Here is a 14,835-nt window from a genome sequence, read left to right as displayed (position 1 = left end):
ATACCCGCAGGTCAAGTGAGGCAAACCGCCGCGGTGGGACGGAGCCGCGCGGATGTCGGATGTGGGCACTATGGTGTCCCGCATGGCATTGGACCTGCTCGACCTGCTGCCCGCCGAGTGGCGCGACGTGATGAAGCCGCACCTCGACCTGGACGCCACCGCGAAGCTGTCGGCCTTCGTGGAGCACGCGTACGCCACCGAGACGGTGTATCCCCCGCAGGAGGACCTGTTCACGGCGTTCCGGCTCACCTCGCCCGCGCACACCCGCGTGCTCATCCTCGGCCAGGACCCGTACTTCAAGCCCGGCCAGGCGCACGGGCTCAGCTTCAGCGTGCGCCCCGGCGTGACCGTGCCGCCGAGCCTGCGCAACGTGTACAAGGAGCTGGAGGACGACCTCGGCGTCTCACGCCCGAAGAACGGCGACCTGACCCCGTGGGCCAGCCAGGGCGTGCTCATGCTCAACGCGGTGCTCACCGTCGGTGTCAAGCCGGGCAGCCACGCCAACAAGGGCTGGGAGGCGTTCACCGACGCCGCGATCAAGGCGGTCAACGACTCGCCCTACCGCGTGGTCTTCGTCCTCTGGGGCGCCTACGCCCGCAAGAAGGCCGCCCTGGTCACCAACTCCCACCACGTGGTCCTCGAAGCCGGCCACCCCAGCCCCATGAACCCCGCCGGCTTCCTCGGCAGCAAGCCCTTCTCCAAGATCAAGGCCGCCCTGCTGGAGTCGGGCCGCGGCGAGATCACCTGGAGCTGACCCCTCTCTCTGGCGACGATCTTGCGCGAACTGTGGGTGCGACACGCCTGAATCCGGCGAATCGGCAACAGTTCGCGCAAGATCGTCGCGATCTTGGTGGGTGCGTGATGAGGGGCACCGGACCCTGGCGGTTGCGGCAGGTCGAGTTGGCAGTACGCTCGTACTGCTAGACGTGACCGCCGCCCGGCCCTCTGCAGCCGGACGCCAGAGGTTAGAGGAGCGCCAGCGCGATGGCGAAGATCAAGGTAAACAACCCGGTCGTGGAGCTCGACGGCGACGAGATGACCCGGATCATCTGGAAGCAGATCCGCGAGCAGCTCGTCCTGCCCTACCTCGACGTGGAGCTGGAGTACTACGACCTGGGCATGGAGCACCGGGACGCCACCGACGACCAGGTGACGATCGACGCCGCCAACGCGATCAAGCGGCACGGCGTGGGCGTCAAGTGCGCCACGATCACCCCGGACGAGGCCCGCGTCGCCGAGTTCGGCCTGAAGAAGATGTGGAAGTCGCCGAACGGCACCATCCGCAACATCCTCGGTGGCGTGGTGTTCCGCGAGCCGATCATCATGAGCAACGTGCCGCGCCTGGTGCCGGGCTGGACCAAGCCGATCGTCATCGGCCGTCACGCCCACGGCGACCAGTACAAGGCCACCGACTTCGTGGTCCCCGGCCCCGGCAAGGTCACCATCACGTACCAGCCGGCCGACGGCTCGGAGCCGATGGAGCTGACCGTCGCCGACTTCGCCGACGGCGGCGTCGCCATGGGCATGTACAACTTCGACGAGTCGATCCGTGACTTCGCGCGCGCCTCGCTGCGCTACGGCCTGGCCCGCAACTACCCGGTCTACCTGTCGACCAAGAACACGATCCTGAAGGCGTACGACGGCCGCTTCAAGGACATCTTCGCCGAGGTCTTCGAGACCGAGTTCAAGAGCGAGTTCGAGGCCGCCGGCATCACCTACGAGCACCGGCTCATCGACGACATGGTCGCCGCCGCGCTCAAGTGGGAGGGCGGCTTCGTCTGGGCGTGCAAGAACTACGACGGTGACGTGCAGTCCGACACCGTCGCGCAGGGCTTCGGCTCGCTCGGCCTGATGACCTCCGTGCTCATGACGCCCGACGGCAAGACCGTCGAGGCCGAGGCCGCGCACGGCACCGTCACCCGGCACTACCGCCAGTGGCAGAAGGGCGAGAAGACGTCGACCAACCCGATCGCGTCGATCTTCGCCTGGACCCGGGGCCTCGCGCACCGCGGCAAGCTGGACGGCACCCCCGAGGTGACCAACTTCGCGAACACGCTGGAGCAGGTCATCATCGAGACCGTCGAGGGCGGCGCGATGACCAAGGACCTCGCGCTGCTGATCTCGCGCGACGCGCCGTGGCAGACCACCGAGGAGTTCATGAACACCCTCGACACCAACCTGGCCCGCCGCCTCGGCGCCTGATCGCGTCCCGGCGAATCGGGCGGGAGGCCGGAACCTGGTCCGGCTCCAGTCGTTTGACCAGGTGAAACAGCAGAAGAATCCCGCCTGATCGTCCCTTCCCAACAGAGCCGGCCCGCGTCCCCCAGACGCGGGCCGGCTCTGTTCCTGCCCTCGGGTGCGCGCTGCCGGGCGCGCGCTGAAGATCGGCGGTTCGTGTCGGAACCTGTGGTCTGGCCACACTTTTCGACACGAGGTGGTGATCAAGCGTCGGTGCGGCGGAGCCAGACCGGGCCGTCGGGGGTGTCCCGGAGTTCGATGCCGGCGGCGGTCAGCGCCTCGCGTACCCGGTCCGCCCCGGCCCAGTCACGCGCTGCGCGAGCCTCCTCCCGCTGCTTGATCAGCGCCTCCACCAGCGGAGTGAGCAGCGGCGTGGGGTCGGCGGTGCCGGCCAGCTCGCCCAGCCGCACGATCATGCCGCGCAGCAGGCCGTGTGCGTGCTCGCCGGAGTCGGAGGTGAGCGTGTCGGCATTCCAGTCGGTGATGGCCTGCTCCAGCTCGAGCACCGCGGCGACGCAACCGTCGACGTCACGCTCGGCCAGCGCGGCCGAGAACCGGGCCTCGGCCTCGTCAGCCGCCTCCCGCAGCGACGCTGCGACGACCGCAACGCGGTGGCCCGCGCCGTCGTGATCCGCCGCTGCGCCGGCTCCCGCGCCCCCGGCCTTCCGGCCACCGTCCCTGCGGCCGCCTACCGCGACGCCTTCCCCCGGAGGGTTAAGAAGGTGCCCTTCCTCTACGTATTCCGTTAAGAAGGTGCCCTTCCTTTCGGGGAAGGGGAGGGGGAGGACGGTGCCGGAGGGGTGGACGGTGCTGTGGCCGCCGCGGCGGAGGGTGAGGGTGCCGTTGCCGAGGACGGTGGCCGTCATGGCGGTGAGGTCGCAGACGAGGGCGGTGTGCTCGTCGACGCCGACGATGAGGGTGCCCTCGGGCAGTTCGCGTTCGAGACGGGCCAGGCGGGGTTCGCCCAGGTAGCAGAAGCGGGTGTCGTGGTGGCCGCCCTCGGCGTTGTCGTAGTGCGGCACGATCACCGCGGGCACGCCGGTGAGCTGGTGGAACAGGTCGAGGCCGGGAGACCAGCGCGGGTCGGCGCCGGCCTTGTAGATCTCGTACACGGGGATGGTGTGCGAGCCGAGGGTGAGCGCGGCGGCGCTGGCGAACACGAGCACGTCGGCCTGGGTGAGCAGGGCGGGCAGCTCGGTGTCGTGCCACTGGCGCAGGGCGTACGTCGGCGACCCCGGCCCCGCGAAGATCCAGCTCGCGCGGCGCAGGGCGGCCAGCGCGCGCTCGCGGTCCAGGCCGGGCGGGGGTGCCTGCCGCCAGGACACGACGTCCACGGCCCGCCCGACGCTCTGCGCGAAGTAGCCGACGGCCCGCGCGCTGATCTCGTCTGCGTTGAGCTGGAAGCCGTACGGCGTGTCCAGCAGCACCGCGGGGGCGGTGTCCGGCAGCGTCGCGAAGAACTGCCGGTGGGGCTTGATCATGGTGGGGGTGGTCTCCCCGGATCCCATGATCACTAGAAGCTTGGTCATGCCTTCTCCTCGCTGCGCCGGTCAGGGGCGCGGACGGAGTCCGCCGCGGTCAGCCGGCCCGGACCAGGGTCAGCAGGTCGGCGGCGAGCAGGTCGGGGTGCTGCGCGTGCAGGTCGTGGTCGCTGCCGGGATACCAGCGCACGGTGGCGGCGGGCAGGGCCGCGGCGGCGCGGTGCACCGGCGCGGCGCGCTCGTCGTCCGGGCCGGTCGCGGGCAGCAGCAGCGCGGGGACGGTGACCCGGGGCAGGTCCGGGCCGGGCGGGTCGTCCCACATGGAGCGCAGGATGTCCAGGTGGCGGGGGATGGTCAGGCGGCGCTCCATGGTGCCGTCGGGGCGGACCCGCATGTTGGCCAGCGTCGCCTCCTTGGCCGTGGCCGACCAGTCGGCGTGCGCCGACTCCAGCCACTGCCGCATGGCGTCGGCGGGGCGGCCGTCGATGTCCTGCGGCCGCAGCACGCGCTCGCAGGACTCCCAGTCGGGGAAGGCGCTGTGCAGGTCGATCCAGCCGCCGTCGACCAGCCCCACCGCGCCGGGCAGCTTCGGGTGCGCGGCGGCCAGCCGCACCACCACGTTGCCGCCCCACGACTGGCCCGCGACCACGGGCCGGTCCAGGCCGAGCGCATCGATCACCGCGGCCAGGTCGTCCGCGGCGGTCGCGGTGTCGTATCCGGACTTGGGCGCGTCCGACTCGCCGTGCCCGCGCAGGTCGACCGCCCAGCTCGGGTGCCCGGCGGCGGCGAGCGCCACGGCGACCTCGTCCCACAGCCGGGCGTTGGAGGAAAGCCCGTGGACCAGCAGAAACGGCGTGCCTATCCCGGCGGCTGCCCGGTGGCGCAGGCGCAGGGTCACGCCGGGAGCGACTTCGACGCCGAGGACCTCTACTTCGTTCACATGTACGAACTTAGAGGGAAACCGCCCGCAGCGCAGCCGCCGCCTGCTCCGGCGCGATGTCGTTCACCCACGCGCCCATCGCCGACTCCGATCCGGCCAGGTATTTCAGCTTGCCCGGGGCCCGGCGCGAGCTGATCAGACGCAGGTGCAGGTAACCGAGGTCGCGGTCGGCGTGCACCGGGGCCTGGTGCCAGCCCGCGATGTAGGGCATGTCCAGCCCGAACAGCCCGTCCAGCCGCCGGGTCAGCTCGGACCAGAGCGGGGCACAGGCGTCGCGCTCGTCGTCGGTGAGCGCGGCCAGGTCGGGCACCTGCCGGTGCGGGGCGAGGTGGATCTCGTACGGCCAGCGCGCCGCGTACGGCACGAACGCGGTCCAGTGCTCGTTGGCGGCGACGACCCGCTCGCCCGCCGCGCGCTCTCCGGCCAGCAGCTCGGCGTAAAGGTTGCCCTTGCCCTGCTCCCGGTGCCTGCGGGCGGCGTCGAGGTAGCGGCGGGTGGTCGGGGTGACGTACGGGTACGCGTAGATCTGGCCGTGCGGGTGGTGCAGTGTCACGCCGATCTCGACGCCCCGGTTCTCGAAGCAGAACACCTGCTCGACGCCCGGCTGGGCGGACAGCTCGGCGGTGCGGTCGGCCAGCGCCGCGAGCACCGTGCGCACCCGCGACACCGGCAGGTCCTTGAACGACGAGTCGTGGTCGGGGGAGAAGCAGACCACCTCGCAGCGGCCGCTGTCGCCGGAGAACGACGGGAACCGGTTCTCGAACACCACCACGTCGTAGTCGTCGGCGGGCACCTCGCCGGCGAACTCCGGCTTGGCCGGGCACAGCGGGCACTCCGCGGCCGGCGGGAGGAACGTGCGCGTCTGCCGGTGTGCGGCGATCGCGATCCACTCCTCGGTGAGCGGGTCGTAGCGCAGCTGCGCGGGCGGGGGCGGCGGGGGCAGCTCGCGGGTGTCGACGGTGGCGCGTACGGCGTCGTCGTGCTCGTCGAAGTAGATCAGCTCGCGGCCGTCGGCCAGGGTGGTGCTGGTGCGCTTCATGCGGTCATCTCCACGGCGGTGAGCTCGCTGACGTCGACGGGCGGCGCGGCGTCGGTGATCAGCAGGTCGACGGCGCTGAGCGGGCAGATGGAGGCGATGCCGAGCGTCTCCCACTTGGTGTGGTCGGCCAGCACCACCAGGCGGCGGGTGGCCGCGATGAGCGCCCGGTTCGTCTCCGCCTCCAGCAGGTTCGGCGTGGTCAGCCCGGCGTCCACGCTGAGCCCGTGCACGCCGAGAAAGAGCTGGTCGACGTGCAGGTCGCGCAGCGAGGCCACGGCGATCGGGCCGACCAGGGCGTCGGACGGGGTGCGCGTGCCGCCGGTGAGCACCACGGTCTGGTCCGGGCGGCCGGAGCGGTAGAAGACGTCGGCGACCGGGATCGAGTTGGTGACCACGGTCAGCCCCGGCACCTCGATGAGCCGCTGGGCGAGCCGCACGGTGGTGGTGCCGGCCGAGAGCGCGATCGCGCTGCCCGGGTTCACGTGTGCGGCCGCCGCTTCGGCGAGCTTCGCCTTCTCGGTACGCTGGCGCTCGGCCTTGGCCGCGAAGCCGGGCTCGTCGGCGACGCCGGACGGGGGAGCGGTGGCCCCGCCGTGCACCTTGATCACCAGCCCGCGCTCGGCCAGCACCTCCAGGTCGCGGCGGATGGTCATGTCGGAGACGCCCAGCTCGGCGACCAGGTCGGCGACGCGGACACCGCCCGCCCGGCGCACCTGGGCCAGGATCACCTGCTGTCGCTGCGGCGCGAGCACCCCGCCTCCTCACGATGCCAACTCACCGAAATCCAACAAGAGTCAACACCGTATCCTACGCGACCGCCCATCGGCAACGCCCGCCCGCGCTCCGTTCGCGGGCGCGACTGTCCAAGACCTGTGCCCTGCCTGCTGGGCGAGGGCGCGGGTCTTCGAGAGTTGCGGCGTGTGCGGGCCTGACGGCTGGTGAGCAGGCGTGTGGGAACGCGTTCAGATGCCGTGGCCGCGGCGGTGCAGCGCCGTCAGGACGGTCTCCACCTTGACGGCGCCGGTGAGGGCGGCCAAGGCGATGGCGGCGCGGGGTTCGCGCCAGTTGTTGCGGACGGTCTCCCGGGTCCAGCGCCAGGCCTGGCGGCGGTCGCCGGCCGCGGCCGACCAGCAGGCGAGCTGGCCGTAGACCCGGGCCGCGCCGGGGCGGCAGCCGGAGATCTCCGGGTGGCGGGCCATCATCCAGCGCAACGACGAGATCTTCGTGGCGTACTCGTACGCGTAGAAGCTGCTGCGCCCCCAGAGCACCCGCACCAGCGGCTCGTCCACGTGCACGATCGGGTGCCGCCGGGCGGCCCGCAGCAGCAGGTCCCAGTCCTCGTTCTGGCTGCCGGGCGCGTCCTCGGAGACCGGCCCGATCGCCCCGTCCGCCAGCAGCGCCTCGCGCCGGGCGAGGAAGCCCGACGAGTGCAGCATCGACATCCGGCTGCGCGCTAGGTGGTCCACGGTCACCAGGTCGGTCCCGGCCAGCCGCGGGTGCGCGGCTCCCTCGAACTCCACCTCGATCGCACACGTCGAGAACTGCGCGGCGGGCGTACGCACCAGCGCGTCCACCTGGCGGCGCAGCTTGGCGGGGTGCCAGACGTCGTCGTCGTCGCAGAACGCGACCAGCTCGGTGTCCAGCGCGGTGATGCCGGTGTTGCGCGCCCCGGCCAGCCCGGCCTGGCGCGCGTTGGCCACCACCAGCACCGGCCGCCCGCCGTCGGCGGCGAGCGACGGGTCCGGCTCGGCCTGGTCGAAGACCACGAGCACGCGCAGCGGCCCGGGGTAGTCCTGTGCGCGTACCGCATCCAGGGCTTTGCGCAGCAGCTCCGGGCGGTTGCGGGTGGGGATGACCACGCCGACGGCGGGCCAGTCGCGTGAGCCGGGCGTCTCGCCGAGCACGGCGGTGCCGGTCGTGGCGGACGGGTGCGCCGTGGCCGCCGCCGGGCGCGCGCCCCGGCTGCCGTCGAACCGTCCGCTGTTGGTCTTGAGCTTCATCGGTGCGCTCCTACGATCTCGGCGTTGCTGCTCAGCGGGTAGCCGTACGCCCGCAGCAGCGGCGCGCAGACGGCCCCGACCAGGGCGCGCTGGCGCGGCGGGAGCTGCCGCCGCCAGGCGTCGTCGCGGCGCAGCTCGATGCGCCCGACCGTGAAGCGCATCGGGTTGCCCGCGGCGCTGTGGCCGCGGGACAGCTCGACGGCGTCGTCGTGCAGGAAACCCAGGTCCATCACGGACGGGTCCATGCCCATGAACGCGGCGACCCGGCGCACCGTGTTGCGCGGCCGGGCCAGGAACTCCTCGTAGCGCACCCGGCGCACCGGTACGCCCCGCCGCCGCAGCAGCCCGAACGCGGCGTTGTGCGCGTTCCACAGCAGCGCGCTGCGGGTCGGCGCGTAGCGGGTCATCTCCTCGGAGCCGTCGGTCTCCGGCCGGGACACCGTCTTGGTCCAGGAGTACGCCACGCCGCGCGCGTCCCGCACCACGTGCAGCACGCGCAGGTCCACCTCGTCCGACCAGCGCAGGCAGTGCGCCAGCGCGCTGTGCTTGGACGAGTCGATCACCACGTTCGCCTCGGACACGGTGGCCGCCGCGGCGTAGATCTTCGCGTAGTAGCCGGCGTACTCGGTGACCAGCGCGGTGAAGTCGCCGACCAGGCGGGCCGAGCCGGCCAGCCGCGGGATGTGCCGGGTGCGCTCGACCAGGTCGCGCAGGGCCAGGATGCGGTGTACGTCGACCCGGTGCCAGCCGCCGAACGCGGCGTGCCCGACGCGCTGCCAGAAGTCGCAGCGGCTGAACCGGTCGCCGCAGCCGCAGCGCTCGTCGTCGCGTACGTCGCGCTGCCAGAGATGGACGATCTCGCCCAGGGCGCAGACGCCGGGCAGCTCGCCCAGCACCCGCTCGATCAGGGTCGTGCCGCTACGGCCCAGCCCACCGACGAAGAGAACCCTGGTTGCCATACATCCCCCACTGCCGCGCCACGGCGTGACGCGCTCGTACGGCATAACGACCGAACCGCCTACTTGGTCTGTATTGTCTGATTTCGTGTCTTTTACGGGGACTGTCTATGGCCGCCGGGTCCGCCTCGCCGGCACCTGGTTCGACGCGGTCACCGAGGAGACCGTGGCCGACCGGGTGCTCGCCGCGCTCGAACGCGGCGACGGCGGCCGCATCCTCACCCCGAACGTCGACATCATGCGGCTGGCCACCGGCCGCGGGGTGCGCGCCGCCGAGGTGCGCGGCTTCCTGGAGGACGCCACGCTCGTGGTCGCCGACGGCATGCCGCTGGTCTGGGCCAGCAGGCTCGCCCGCACCCCGCTCCCCGAACGGGTGACCGGCTCCGGTCTCATCTGGACCCTCAGCGCCGCCCTCGGCCGGGCCCGCCGCTCCGTCTACCTGCTCGGCGGCTCGCCCGCCGACGAGACCGGCATGGACGGCGCGGTCAAGGCCGCCTCCGTGCTCGCCGCCGGGTGCCCCGGGCTGCGCATCGCCGGTCAGGTCGCGCCGCCGTTCGGGTTCGACCTCGACCCGGAGACGTGCGCGCAGGTGTACACCGACGTGATCGAGGCCAAGCCCGACTTCGTCTTCGTCGGCCTCGGCTTCCCCAAGCAGGAGCGCGTCATCTCGGACCTGCGCGCCGAGCTGCCGTTCAGCTGGTTCATCGGCTGCGGCGCGGCCATCGGCTTCGTCGCCGGCGAGCTGCACCGCGCCCCCATCTGGATGCAGCGCAGCGGCCTCGAGTGGGCCCACCGCCTGGCCCAGGAGCCCGGCCGCCTGGCCGGCCGCTACCTCGTCCACGACCTCCCCTACGCCGCCCGCCTCCTCGCCACCTCCGCCCTCCGCCGCAAGTAAGGAAGGGCACCTTCTTAACGCTATTCGTAGAGGAAGGTGCCCTTCTTAACACCTAATCGATTAAGTTGCGCCACGGTGCTGTTCAGCCCGGACCGGGGGCACTACGCTGGTGGTGACCCTGGGGAGGGATCGATATTGCAGCAACGGTCGAGAGGTTTGCGAATCAGCAGGTGACGGACGTGGAGAGTGGCCACCCGTTCGATCCGTTGATCGATCTTGATGGCATGTGGACCGTCGAGGTGGCCGAGCGCTACCTGCCCATCCCGGGACTTCCTCTGGTGAAGTACGAGTGCTGGGACGGGAAACTGTTCATGTCTCCATACGAGGCCGCACGCAATTCATACGGTGCGATCGAGCTGGCTGCGGCGTTTCGCGCAGGCGCACGGGAAGCCGGCTACTACGTCTACGGCACGGTCACCCTGACGATGGGTGCGCTCGACCGCTGGATCCAGCCGGATCTGACGGTGCTGGACAGCCCGCAGCGCGGCACCTGGGTGGCTGCCGAGCACTGCGTGATGGTGGTCGAGTTCGTCAGCCCGTCGAGCGTGCGGCGGGACCACGTCAACAAGCCCGCCGCCTGCCTGCAGCAGGGCATCGCCTGGTTCATGACCGTCGAGCTCGACGACGCCCGGGATCTCGCCGTGGTGGAGCTGCGCCGCCTGGTCGACGGCCGGTATGAGCTGGTCACCCGGGCAGTGTCCGGCCAGCGTATGCAGATGGCGGAGCCTTTCGCCGCCGACTTCGACCCGGCGGACCTGCTCGCCCGCTGAAGAACTGTCTCCGTGGGCGCGGGGTGCCGCCCACCGCCTCATGATCGCCAGCTCATGTCACAAGATGCAGCCCAGCTGCACCTTCTGACACAAGACAGCGATCTCCACCGTTGCTACGCGGGTGGGACCACCGTTCGCGCCGGCGATCACGGTGACAGGGTCGGGACACGCCGTCGAACACGTCCATAAGTTCATGATCAACGGGGTTCGGGGTGGGGGTTGAACCAGGGGTCGTGGGCGGTGGTGTGGAAGGCGGCGAAGGGGGTGGGGTCGGGGCGGAGGGCGAACTCGCCGGCGGGGGTGCGGTTGTCGGGGTTGGATTCGAAGTAGAGGACCGCTTTGATCTGGGTGTTGGTGCGGAAGACGTGGTGGGCGGCGGAGAGCCAGTCGGCGCGCTGGGGGGCGGTCCAGGCGCGGGAGACGCCGTACTCGCCGATCATGATGGGGTGGGGGCGGGCGGCGGCCCAGTGGAGGAAGGGCTCCAGGAGGTCGGCGATGGGGGTCAGGGTGCTGCCGGCGTAGACGTCGGCGCAGGTCCAGTCGACCTGGTCGTCGCCGGGGTAGAAGTCCTGGGCGCGGCCGGTGGCGAAGCCCTGCTCGGTGGGGCACCAGACCCAGGAGACGTTGTCCGCGCCCTCGGCGGCGAAAAGCTCGCGGGTGTGCCGCCAGGCGGCGACGTACTCGTCGGGGGAGCCGACCTCGGCGAGCAGGTTGGGGCGGTCCATCTCCCAGCGGAGCCGGAGCAGCACAGGCGTGCCCAGGTCGCGGGACTGGCGGGCACGTTCGCGGATCAGCTCGTCGTGCTCGCCGAGCAGCACCTCGGCGCTGGGGCCGCCGGTCCAGCTGAACATCAGGGTGGCGCCGGATTTGAGGAAGGTCCGGTCGGAGCTGGTGCCGAATTCCTCGCGCAGCCGCCGGTACGTGTGCACGATGTCCAGCCTGCGGCCGAGGTCGCGCTCGAAGTCCAGCACGCCGGTGACCCGCCCGGCCTGGGTGAGGCTCGCCGGCCGCACCCAGGCCCCGAGCAGCGCTCCGGACGGCGGCGCGGCGACCGGGCCGCCGGAGGCCAGCGGCGGGCGGGTGCCGGCGGGCCCGGACGGGGCGACCGCGATGCCCCGGTCGGCCCGGGGCGGGGAGCCGCACGTGGCCAGCAGAGCCACGGCGGCCACCCCGGACAGGATCCGCAGCAGGCGGCCCGCTGCGCCGCCTCGGCCGACCGGCATGTCAGTCGACGTTCCGGGTGCGCCGGGCGACGTAGAGCACGTTCACGGCCCAGGTGCCGCCCCAGCCGGTGCGGGCGACGAGGTCGTCCACGAGGCGGGCCAGGGTGCGCAGCCCGCGGCGGCCGTACCAGCCCTGCGTGAACAGTGCGAAGCCGCGCTGCTCGACGATGGTGAAGCCGTGCCGGTCGAGCAGCTCGGCGACCTCGGTGTGGTCCAGCTCGGCGAACCACGGCGAGCCCGCGTGCCGCTGGTGGCGCAGGTGGCGCAGCGAGTGGCGGTTGCCGTGGTTCTCCACCACGAGCAGCCCGGCGTCGTAGTTGGGCAGCACCTTCGCGCCGAACGCGATGGCCCGCTCGCGCACCTCGTTGTCCACGTTGAGCAGCAGCCGGAAGATGGTGACCAGGGCCGGGATCTCGGTGGGGGCGGGCTCGGGCACCTCGCCCGCGGCCTCGACCAGGTGCAGTTCGGCGTACGCGCCGACCTCCTCGGCCTTGGACAGCATCGCGGCCGACGTGTCGTAGCCGTGCGCGCCGCGGACCAGCCCGTGCAGGATGCGGATGGCGCGGCCGGTGCCGCAGGCGAAGTCGTGCTGCACCGGGCGCCGGTAGGGGAACGCCCGTTTGGCCAGGCGCCGCAGGTAGGCGCGCTGGCGCCGATTTATCGCCGAGGAATAGCTGTCCGGGGCGTATACGACGTGCTCGTACTTCTCGACCGTCGCCTCGTCCTGGAAGATCTCGGTGTAGTCGGCGCGCATGCTGGTTCGTGGTCCTTTTCTGTTCGTACTCGGTGCGTTTGCCCCGCTACCCCTGGGTAGCGGCCTGGTCGGTGTTGCGGCGGCCGGGGCGGGCGGCCTTGAGCAGCGCCCGGAGCCCGAGCCGGTCGTGGTAGCGGCGCAGGCCGCCGAGGTAGACGCCGGTGGCCAGGACGAGGGCGGCCCCGGCGCCGACGGGCTGGCTGGGCACGACCAGGCGGACCAGCCAGGGCAGCACGCCGAAGCTGGTGGCGGCGAGCGCCATCGCGGTACGCGTACCGGTGCCGAACGGGTGCAGCCGCAGCGAGCCGGACAGCTGCGCCAGCGGCAGCAGGTTGTTGACCGCGACCGCGGCGGCCAGGCCGATCGCCGCGCCCAGCACGCCCAGGTGCGGGATGGTCAGCAGGTCGATGCAGACCATGGTGGCCAGCGCCAGCAGCACGTTCATCAGGTTCCAGGTGGTGCGCCCGGCCATGGACAGCACCATGTCGACCATGCCGCAGCCGGTGCTGATCAGCATCGCGGCGGCCAGCACCCGCACCGCGGGCGCGGCGGAGGTGTACGAGGGCCCGAACAGCCCCAGGTACAGGTCGGCGTAGGTGGCCACGACCAGGTGCAGCGGCCAGCTGATGAGCACGAGCCAGGCGGTGGCGGTCTGGTAGAGCCGCAGCGCGCCCGCGTGGTCGCCGACGGCCAGCGTCTCGGCCAGCCTCGGCTGCACGACCTGCGCGATGGAGCCGTTGGCGAGCTGTCCGAGCACGACGAAGCGTCCCGCGACGGCGTACGCGGCGGCCGGAGCGAGGCCGGCGAGCCCGGCGACCATGAGCACGTCGACCCGCTGCAGCGCGGTCTGCGCGGCGTTGGCCAGCGCGCGCGGGGCGGTGTACCGCCAGAACGCGCCCGCGACCGGGCGGCCCTCGATGCGGGCGGCGGACCGCTCGCTGCGGGTCATCGTGGGCTCGTGGTGCCACTTGCGCCAGACCAGGAACCCGGCGATCGCGGCGACCGGCACGTACGGCAGCACCCAGGCCAGCGCCCAGGTCTGCGCGGCGGCGCCGGTGCCCGACAGCAGCGCGGCCACGGCCAGGCCGCCCACGAAGAGCAGCTGCACGGCGGGGCGCATGATCTTCTCCAGCAGCACGGTCGGCCGCATCATGCGATAGCCCCGGGTGGCCGCCAGCAGCGCCTCGGACAGCGCCACGACCGGCAGGAACAGCGCCAGCGCGGCCAGCGGCGCGGCGTAGTCCGGCACGAACCGGGCCGCGCCGAGCCAGACCGCCACGCCCAGCGCGACGCCGAGCACGGCGACCGGGACCAGGCCGCTGCGCAGGCACGGGCCGATCAGCTCGGGCCTGCCCAGCGCGCGCAGCCGGGCGGGCCAGTACACCAGCGCGGTCGTCGTGCCGAGCCGGGCGAACCCGCCGACCAGCACGAACGCGGCTGTCGCGGCGAAGAAGGAGCCGGCGGCGTGCGGGCCGAGCCCGCGCGCGACGAGCCAGGTCACGCCGACCCCGGCCACCGCCGCGAGCGCCGCCCCGGCCAGGTTGGCCACGCCGCCCCGGGCGAAGCCGGACAGGCTCGCGGCCCCGTCGGCCGGGGCGGGCGCCGCCTGCGCCGGGATGACCGGGCCGGGGGCGGTGGTGATCGGGCCGGTCACGCGCGCCAGCTCGGCGTACGGCCCAGCCACTCGGCCAGCGCCGTGTCGTGCGGGGCGTAGTGCGCGACCAGTTCGGCGCGCAGCCGGGCGGGCATCGGCGCGCTGCGCGGGCGGGCGTTGTGCTGCTCGAACTCGGGGTAGCTCAGGTGCGGCAGCCCGAGGAACGCCAGCACGCTGTCGTACACCGGCTTCGGGTCGGTGAAGAAGCGCTCGCTCTCCACCACCAGCATCCGCTCCCGGCCCACATGCTCGGCCATCCGGCGCAGGTAGACGGCGTACTCGCCGCGCGAGCGGTAGCCGTGGTGCTGGTGCGAGAAGGAGTACGCGTGCTCGTCGGCGAGCAGCCGCTCGCGCTGCCCGCGCAGCCGGGCCGGCTCCAGGTCCAGCGCCTGCGCGAAGTCGCTCACCGTCTCGAAGCCGCGCGCCACCTCGTGCGCGTGCTGCGAGTAGGCCCGCTCCACCGGGTCGCGCACCAGCACGATCACCTTGATGCCGGGCAGGTCGCGGGCCATCCGCGCACCGGCGTGCGGGTGGTACAGGTAGTACGGGCTGGACTCGAACGTCTGCGGGGGCACGCCCAGCTCGCGCTCGACCCGGGCGGCGGTGCGCCGCAGCGGGAAGTGCCCCCGATACCAGGCCCCGCCCCGGTGGTAGCTGGTGTCGAAGTAGTGCACGCCCTTGTGCAGCACCGCTTTCAGGATCGCGGGGTGCGCGGCGAGCGCCCGGTAGAGCGAGGTCGTGCCGCAGCGCTGCCCGCCGCAGATCAGGAACGACGGCAGCATGCGCGCGCCCGCGGTCATCCAGCCGACCGAGCGGGATCCGATGTGCACGACCCGCTTGACCGACTCCGGCACGTTCGACGTCTTCACTTGCTCTCCATGCGTA

14 protein-coding genes are annotated in these 14,835 nt (G+C 72.3%); 4 read left to right on the top strand and 10 right to left on the bottom strand.

The window, feature by feature from the left end:
• Positions 1–82 precede the first annotated feature (82 nt).
• On the top strand, positions 83–754 hold the full coding sequence (locus Cba03nite_RS02955; protein ID WP_239125423.1) for a uracil-DNA glycosylase: 672 nt from the start codon (positions 83–85) through the stop codon (positions 752–754).
• Between the two features lie 230 nt (positions 755–984).
• The gene (locus tag Cba03nite_RS02950) at positions 985–2,202 is read left to right on the top strand and encodes an NADP-dependent isocitrate dehydrogenase (RefSeq protein ID WP_203741481.1); all 1,218 of its coding nucleotides are present in this window, start codon (positions 985–987) and stop codon (positions 2,200–2,202) included.
• A gap of 239 nt (positions 2,203–2,441) precedes the next feature.
• On the opposite strand, the gene Cba03nite_RS02945 is transcribed toward Cba03nite_RS02950, so the two are convergent.
• The 6 genes from Cba03nite_RS02945 to Cba03nite_RS02920 all read right to left on the bottom strand — a co-directional run bounded on the left by Cba03nite_RS02945 (position 2,442) and on the right by Cba03nite_RS02920 (position 8,657).
• Entirely contained in the window at positions 2,442–3,767 is a 1,326-nt protein-coding gene (locus Cba03nite_RS02945; RefSeq protein ID WP_203741479.1) for a CysS/YqeB C-terminal domain-containing protein, read from the bottom strand.
• Positions 3,768–3,816: 49 nt separating this feature from the next.
• Positions 3,817–4,659, bottom strand: coding sequence for an alpha/beta fold hydrolase (locus Cba03nite_RS02940; protein WP_203741477.1), 843 nt, complete (start codon positions 4,657–4,659; stop codon positions 3,817–3,819).
• Positions 4,660–4,669: 10 nt separating this feature from the next.
• Complete coding sequence (gene galT / locus Cba03nite_RS02935; RefSeq protein ID WP_203741475.1) at positions 4,670–5,698, bottom strand: galactose-1-phosphate uridylyltransferase; 1,029 nt, start codon at positions 5,696–5,698, stop codon at positions 4,670–4,672.
• Positions 5,695–6,450 carry a DeoR/GlpR family DNA-binding transcription regulator gene (locus tag Cba03nite_RS02930; protein ID WP_203741473.1) on the bottom strand — a complete coding sequence of 252 codons (756 nt, stop codon included), beginning with the start codon at positions 6,448–6,450 and terminating at the stop codon, positions 5,695–5,697. The genes galT and Cba03nite_RS02930 overlap by 4 nt, the downstream gene beginning before the upstream one ends.
• A 210-nt stretch (positions 6,451–6,660) precedes the next feature.
• Entirely contained in the window at positions 6,661–7,698 is a 1,038-nt protein-coding gene (locus Cba03nite_RS02925) for a glycosyltransferase family 2 protein (RefSeq protein WP_203741471.1), read from the bottom strand.
• Positions 7,695–8,657, bottom strand: coding sequence for a sulfotransferase (locus Cba03nite_RS02920; protein ID WP_203741469.1), 963 nt, complete (start codon positions 8,655–8,657; stop codon positions 7,695–7,697). The genes Cba03nite_RS02925 and Cba03nite_RS02920 overlap by 4 nt, the downstream gene beginning before the upstream one ends.
• Positions 8,658–8,742: 85 nt before the next feature.
• Between Cba03nite_RS02920 and Cba03nite_RS02915 the strand changes: the two genes are divergently transcribed.
• Both Cba03nite_RS02915 and Cba03nite_RS02910 read left to right on the top strand, forming a co-directional pair.
• Positions 8,743–9,549, top strand: coding sequence for a WecB/TagA/CpsF family glycosyltransferase (locus Cba03nite_RS02915; RefSeq protein WP_203741467.1), 807 nt, complete (start codon positions 8,743–8,745; stop codon positions 9,547–9,549).
• A gap of 170 nt (positions 9,550–9,719) precedes the next feature.
• Positions 9,720–10,319 carry a Uma2 family endonuclease gene (locus tag Cba03nite_RS02910; protein ID WP_203741458.1) on the top strand — a complete coding sequence of 200 codons (600 nt, stop codon included), beginning with the start codon at positions 9,720–9,722 and terminating at the stop codon, positions 10,317–10,319.
• 197 nt (positions 10,320–10,516) lie between these two features.
• Here the strand turns inward: Cba03nite_RS02910 and Cba03nite_RS02905 are convergent, their stop codons facing one another.
• The 4 genes from Cba03nite_RS02905 to Cba03nite_RS02890 are packed head-to-tail and all read right to left on the bottom strand — an operon-like array spanning position 10,517 to position 14,819.
• The gene (locus Cba03nite_RS02905) at positions 10,517–11,542 is read right to left on the bottom strand and encodes a glycoside hydrolase family 26 protein (RefSeq protein ID WP_203741456.1); all 1,026 of its coding nucleotides are present in this window, start codon (positions 11,540–11,542) and stop codon (positions 10,517–10,519) included.
• 1 nt (position 11,543) lies between these two features.
• A complete protein-coding gene (locus Cba03nite_RS02900; RefSeq protein ID WP_203741454.1) occupies positions 11,544–12,296 on the bottom strand; it encodes a class I SAM-dependent methyltransferase in 753 nt (250 codons plus the stop codon).
• Positions 12,297–12,342: 46 nt separating this feature from the next.
• The gene (locus tag Cba03nite_RS02895) at positions 12,343–13,950 is read right to left on the bottom strand and encodes a lipopolysaccharide biosynthesis protein (RefSeq protein ID WP_239125422.1); all 1,608 of its coding nucleotides are present in this window, start codon (positions 13,948–13,950) and stop codon (positions 12,343–12,345) included.
• Complete coding sequence (locus Cba03nite_RS02890; RefSeq protein WP_203741452.1) at positions 13,947–14,819, bottom strand: sulfotransferase; 873 nt, start codon at positions 14,817–14,819, stop codon at positions 13,947–13,949. Before Cba03nite_RS02890 ends, Cba03nite_RS02895 begins: the two co-directional genes overlap by 4 nt.
• Positions 14,820–14,835: the final 16 nt, after the last annotated feature.

Origin of the sequence: Catellatospora bangladeshensis (genome assembly GCF_016862575.1) — a bacterium.
Taxonomy (GTDB): Bacteria; Actinomycetota; Actinomycetes; order Mycobacteriales; family Micromonosporaceae; genus Catellatospora; species Catellatospora bangladeshensis.
The sequence above is the reverse complement of the archived record's forward strand: the minus strand, read 5'-3'. Positions and strand labels throughout refer to the sequence as shown.

Coding starts and splice junctions, on each gene's coding strand:
- Cba03nite_RS02955 (WP_239125423.1), top strand. CDS start 83: ATGGCATTGGACCTGCTCGACCTGCTGCCCGCCGAGTGGCGCGACGTG.
- Cba03nite_RS02950 (WP_203741481.1), top strand. CDS start 985: ATGGCGAAGATCAAGGTAAACAACCCGGTCGTGGAGCTCGACGGCGAC.
- Cba03nite_RS02945 (WP_203741479.1), bottom strand. CDS start 3,767: ATGACCAAGCTTCTAGTGATCATGGGATCCGGGGAGACCACCCCCACC.
- galT (WP_203741475.1), bottom strand. CDS start 5,698: ATGAAGCGCACCAGCACCACCCTGGCCGACGGCCGCGAGCTGATCTAC.
- Cba03nite_RS02925 (WP_203741471.1), bottom strand. CDS start 7,698: ATGAAGCTCAAGACCAACAGCGGACGGTTCGACGGCAGCCGGGGCGCG.
- Cba03nite_RS02920 (WP_203741469.1), bottom strand. CDS start 8,657: ATGGCAACCAGGGTTCTCTTCGTCGGTGGGCTGGGCCGTAGCGGCACG.
- Cba03nite_RS02905 (WP_203741456.1), bottom strand. CDS start 11,542: ATGCCGGTCGGCCGAGGCGGCGCAGCGGGCCGCCTGCTGCGGATCCTG.
- Cba03nite_RS02900 (WP_203741454.1), bottom strand. CDS start 12,296: ATGCGCGCCGACTACACCGAGATCTTCCAGGACGAGGCGACGGTCGAG.